The 5,439-nt window shown below is 33.5% G+C and carries 4 protein-coding genes and 3 pseudogenes; 4 read left to right on the top strand and 3 right to left on the bottom strand.

Annotation, left to right across the window (positions count from 1 at the left end):
- Nucleotides 1-152: pseudogene (locus tag KI369_RS25215) on the top strand (homoserine dehydrogenase); the annotation flags it as partial.
- Between the two features lie 299 nt (nucleotides 153-451).
- Here KI369_RS25215 and KI369_RS25210 read toward each other — a convergent pair.
- Nucleotides 452-1,309, bottom strand: coding sequence for an exosporium protein D (locus tag KI369_RS25210; protein ID WP_212958035.1), 858 nt, complete (start codon nucleotides 1,307-1,309; stop codon nucleotides 452-454).
- A 404-nt stretch (nucleotides 1,310-1,713) separates the two neighbouring features.
- On the bottom strand, nucleotides 1,714-2,415 hold the full coding sequence (locus tag KI369_RS25205; protein WP_238484958.1) for a collagen-like protein: 702 nt from the start codon (nucleotides 2,413-2,415) through the stop codon (nucleotides 1,714-1,716).
- Nucleotides 2,416-3,284: 869 nt separating this feature from the next.
- On the opposite strand from KI369_RS25205, the gene KI369_RS25200 reads away from it, so the two are divergent.
- Together KI369_RS25200 and KI369_RS25195 are read left to right on the top strand one after the other, a co-directional pair.
- On the top strand, nucleotides 3,285-3,566 hold the full coding sequence (locus tag KI369_RS25200) for an ArpU family phage packaging/lysis transcriptional regulator (RefSeq protein WP_238484957.1): 282 nt from the start codon (nucleotides 3,285-3,287) through the stop codon (nucleotides 3,564-3,566).
- Nucleotides 3,567-3,785: 219 nt separating this feature from the next.
- Nucleotides 3,786-4,379 carry an ABC transporter permease gene (locus tag KI369_RS25195; RefSeq protein WP_212958026.1) on the top strand — a complete coding sequence of 198 codons (594 nt, stop codon included), beginning with the start codon at nucleotides 3,786-3,788 and terminating at the stop codon, nucleotides 4,377-4,379.
- A gap of 95 nt (nucleotides 4,380-4,474) precedes the next feature.
- Here KI369_RS25195 and KI369_RS25190 read toward each other — a convergent pair.
- A pseudogene (locus KI369_RS25190) lies at nucleotides 4,475-4,882 on the bottom strand (SMI1/KNR4 family protein); the annotation flags it as partial.
- 76 nt (nucleotides 4,883-4,958) lie between these two features.
- Here KI369_RS25190 and KI369_RS25185 point away from each other — a divergent pair.
- Nucleotides 4,959-5,216: pseudogene (locus KI369_RS25185) on the top strand (homoserine dehydrogenase); the annotation flags it as partial.
- Nucleotides 5,217-5,439: the final 223 nt, after the last annotated feature.

The raw sequence follows: 5,439 nt of genomic DNA, 5'->3' as shown, positions 1-5,439 counted from the left end.
AATATGGATCGAGTACAAGTAGGTCATTTGTTCCATTATCGCAGTCTTCCATTTGTCTTGCTGATTGTGTTTGTATAACTGGATTTGTATTAGGATTACTAGGTGCACTTACATTTGGAGGATTTATGTTATCTGTATGTTCAATTACATAAAGGTTGATATCTGCAAAAAGGGCATCGATTTAAGGTGTTCTTTTTTAGTGTTATTGTAAAATCATTGTAAATTTTAAATACATCACATTATATAATTCGAATGTATTGAAATCAAGATTTTAAGGGGTGCTGTATAAGCGATTAAATATCATTCTTGATGAAAAAGATGCAATTCGAAAAGAGTTAAGTGAAGTATCAAAAAATGAACAAAATAGTTATTTTAATAAAATAAGAGGAGACCAGGGGAGTGAAAAGAAAAGAACCCTCTATTTAAAGAGTTCTTCTGGTGATTTAATCTATTACTTGCACTCATGGTAATATTCATCGTACGAATCATTCTTATCATTGCAACAGATGCAAAAAGTTTTTTGGATCAAAATATCAATAAAATCAAGGATTTCAGTATTATTAGTGAGGGTAAGACTTTGGAAATCTTCTACTTGAAATACTCTTGTTTCACCTGGGACAAGGGTGGCGATAATTGGTGTGGGGGACCTTCTTGTTCGAATAGTTACTTCAATCGAGCTAACATCACTGGGAACAGATATTTGAATTAATGTTTTATTGTGGTTATTGGTGAAATTTTCAAAAACTCTTCTTGAAGCGCCCGGAGGTACGATAATAGTTAAAGGTGAATTTTCAGTTGGGGTGGTATTTGAACCAGCTATGGTATGAGTTTCGATATAGCAGTTATCTTTTTGACAATGAGAATACGATGGTTCATTATAATACTTTTTACAATAATCATTTTGATTATTGCAGCAGATACAAAATGTTTTTTGAATAAATATAGAAATGTTGCTATTGATATTAGTATTATTTGTGAGAGTGAGGCTATGAAAATCCTCTACTTGGAATACCTTGGTTTCACCTGCAACTAATGTTACAGTAATCGGCAGACGAGAACTTCTTGTTCGGATAGTTACTTCAATTGGTTGAGAAGTACCAGGAATGCGAAGATCAAGTAATGTTTTATTGTGGTTATTGGTGAAATCTTCAAAAGCAGTTCTTGTAGTGTTAGCTGGTACGTTGAAATTTAAAGCTGTATTCGAACCAGTTATTGTATGAGTTTTGATAAAACAGTTATCTTTTTGATGGTGAGAATATGATTGTTTTTTATAATACTTTTTACCATCTTTATAAAAATAATCAGCCATATGAATTTAAAGCTCCCTTCTTTTAGATATCTATATAGTCTATTTAATAAAGCAAAGTAGTGCTTGTACAACATAATAAAATCCGCTGTCGTAATTACTTAAAAATGTTATTTGAAAATTAAAGAGCACCATCCAAGGCGCTCTCGGATAAAAACTTATATTGAAAAAGAATACCACATGATATCGTATGTATGCTTCTAAGGGGTGTGCGGATTTAATATAAAATAGATATTTGAATGAAATGAAGAGTAACCCATGTTTGTTAATGAATATATATAGTGAGCAGGCTCATGGTTGAGGAACGGGATTTTAGTGATTTCTAATGTGAAAAGAGAGCCAGTAGGCCCTCTTTAATAGTTATTGGATTCGCTAGAAAAACGAAAAGCTTCAAATATATTAATGCATTAAAAATTTTGTGAACATGAGGTACAAGGTCCACCAGTAGGTTGAAATACAACATTGTCAACAAAAGCTGTTGCGCCTTCTCCACCTGTAGCAGTATTTTGGAAAGAAATACAAGCTATAGTAACAGTAGCAGGTATACACACAACAAGAACATAATGTTGGAAAAGAGATTGTGGTTGATTCATAACTGGTACAATATGTGGAATGTTTGATGGACCAAGAGTTGCAGGAGCAGGGGGACACGTTTGCCCAAGTTCTGGAAAAGATACAGAAGCTATAAGGAATGCACCATCCCTTACATCTGCAGCAAATGAAAATGTATAACAACAACCTTCGTCAACATCAACTGTTTGATTAATACTTCCACCTGGATCAATTGATGCAGCTAAGAGACTAAATGAACCATCTGGCAGAAAACGACCACTATGAACGTTTGGAAAACCTACTTCTGTAACAGAACCGGCTTGATTCCAACCTGGAACTGGATCTACTCCTACAGGTGGTATGTCAAATCCAGGGTTGTTAAGAGTGTTATTACATGGACAACACCCTACAGCAGTTGGCCCAGTTGGCCCAGTTGGTCCAGTTGGTCCAGTTGGTCCAGTCGCTCCGGTTGGCCCAGTCGGTCCAACTTGAGGTGGGGGTACAGGGGGAAGAAAACAATCACATGGAATATGAAATTTCTTTTTAAATTCACTCATTTTTACACCATCCTTATCATTCATTCATTCACCCACTTACACACTACAACTTATGAATTGGTTAACACACAAGTATAAGAAAAAAGCCCTTGAAAATTAAAATAAATAAAAAAATAAGCCCTTATATCACAAATATAAACCCATTCCATAATATATAAGGAACATGGGTTCACTCCAAAAAGCTTTTAATATATAAGGGAGTCCGCTTCCTAAATCAATACCGTTGAACCTGTTGCTTCTGTTGGTAAAGTGATTGACGAAAGATAGATAGAAGTGTTAAATCGATAAACTTGATTTAATAGAAGTTCCATCTAAAACAATATTTTCTTCATTCACACCTTTACCTTTTATGATTGCACGTCATAGAAGGTAAAGGTAGCAAAAAGCAAATCATGAAGTGGGAATGCAATTATATAGAAGTGTATGGATTGTTAAGAGGAATTAAAGAATGTATCGAAGTGGACAAGCAGTTTTATTTTATAAATTATACAAACATTTCAATTGATAAGTATTCAAAAATCAAAAAAGAGCACTTAATAAAGTGCTCTCGTGACGAGATTTATTTTGTAATGACTATTTCAATTTATAAAGAAAGGAACACAGAATATTATATGTGCGTGCAGTCAATTGAGTTCGTTTTTTACAAACAAAGAGCAGCTAGCAAAAACTAACTGCTCGTACTAAAGGTGACAATCTAGATGCATAAATATAGTCTGGCCAAAAAAAGGAGAACCATTCAAGTAAGTAGATCGAACGGAGGGGAACCGTATCGTATGAATCAATTTTCATTTTGTGAAGACATTGATGAATAAGAGATGCGAAGACTTGTGGTGAAGGAGCTGAAAAACTACAAAGCATTGTGCGTCCGGATGAAGAATCAAGAAGAGCAGGCTCAAGCTGGGGGCATCGTTCTTTTTCCGAAAATGAAAGATGACGATAAAAATCATGAGATACGCTTTAAACAAATTGAACGGACGTTACAGAATGTACTTGATAAAGGTCAGCGACAGATTATTGAGTTAAAGTATTTAGGGAATGAGAAAGTGAGAGATTCCTATGTTTATAACGAGTTGCTGATGAGACGTGATAATTTTTATGAGCATAAAAAAGTAGCTATCCGTTTGATAGCTACTGCTTTAGGGATTATATAAAACTTACTTTTGGAGCAAAGGAAATGGAATTCTAGCACTTTGTGGTGTTGATATGGATAAGCTAAGATTTGGTTGTGCTACTCCACATGTTTTACGGTTCTCTTTCCCTGCCAAATGGTGGTGCTTTTTTAATTCTATTAAAAATAGTAACTGCTCGTCCAAACTTTTTTAATCTATCTTACATAGTATGTAGTGATAAATTTAAAGGGGGAATCTAGTATGTCTTATTCCTACTATGATCACTGTAAGGATTACAAAAAGAAATATTATGATTGTTATAAAAGCAGTAAGAGTTATGACAAATGTGATAAAAAGCATGAGGAAAAACATTGGGTGAATGTTAAAGTGAATTGTTTTGAGGATAATAAGGACGAACTTGTAAGAGCGTCTGCTTTTAGAGCTAGAAATACGGTGGATCAAACTGTTCCTGCCAATACTTTTGTAAAAGTACTGTTTCAAAATGAACAATTTGATTTAGCAAATGAATATAATCCAGCTACCTCTATTTTTATTCCAAAGACAAGAGGAGTTTATTCTGTAATTGGAACAATTGCGTTCATTCCCAATAATCTAAACACAAACTATAGAGCGCGGGTAGAAATTCGAGTTAATGGAAATCCGGCAATTGCAATAGATAATGATTTTTTTGGTCCAATAAACTTTGCTAATATTGTAGCTGTTTCATCAATAATTCAATTGAATGCAGGGGATGTAGTTGAGGTTTTTGCACAAAGTAGCGTAGCTGGAGTTATTTCTACTGTAGAAAATAGTACGCATTTTGAAGCTGCAAGGTTTCCGTCTCCAAAAGAATAAGTGATATGAAATCTCATCACTAATTTATATTTGATCTGCATAAATGCAGGTCTTTTTTTTCGATAAAAAGGGAGGTGGAAAAGGGGACGTTTCCGACCTACATTATTTACTAATAATTCGGTTAGCGATGGTGCAATTTTCACTGGCTCCTCAATATCCAAATCTGTGAATCTGTTATAGTATATGCCAAAACCATCTTTACCCTGTAGATAGATTAATGCATCACCTCCTTCATCATCACCAATTGCGAGTGAATTCGGGAGATATTTTTGCACTTCATAAGTTTCATTCATTTCAATGCACCCCGAAGCTCTCCAAATTCGAATATAAATTTGGTCGTTAACATTAATTTCAATGTCTGAAGCTAGCTGAATTATTTCTATATATTCTGTAGGTACATCTATTGTTGAAAAATCCTGAAGCGCTTTAATTTCTTCTTCATTCGAATGAGATTTTTTGGCATCAATTCTATACACACAACTAATATTATCTAATCTGTTCATTAATAATCAATCCTTTCATATTTAAGTCCTAGTTTATTTCGCATCTTGTATTGTTGTTCAAGAACTTGACTAGTAGTATCCTCTTACAGTTGCTTTTAATAATAAATTATTGGGACGATTAGATAAAGAATCACTTCATACTATTGAGGAAGGTGTAACATGTCTACATTTCATGTTAGATATGAATTACGAGAAAATAAAACAATATGGATCGAGTACAAGTAGGTCATTTGTTCCATTATCGCAGTCTTCCATTTGTCTTGCTGATTGTGTTTGTTTAACAGGATTTGTATTAGGTTTACTAGGAGCAATATCTATATGTTCAATTACATAATGGTTGATATTTGTAAGGAGAGCACCGACTTAAGGTGTTCTTTTTTAGTTTTATTGTAAAGTTATTGTAAATGATAAATACAATACATTATATATTGTATAATTCTAATGTATAAAACTAATGCTCTGGGAGGTGCTGTATATGATAACTACTTTTAATTTTTAAAAGAGTCGTTTTGGTAATGTTTTATTTGGATAAACAGTTTTTATTTTTCTTTTAAATA

It is taken from the genome of Bacillus sanguinis (assembly GCF_018332475.1).
Classification (GTDB): Bacteria; Bacillota; Bacilli; order Bacillales; family Bacillaceae_G; genus Bacillus_A; species Bacillus_A sanguinis.
The sequence above is the reverse complement of the archived record's forward strand: the minus strand, read 5'-3'. Positions and strand labels throughout refer to the sequence as shown.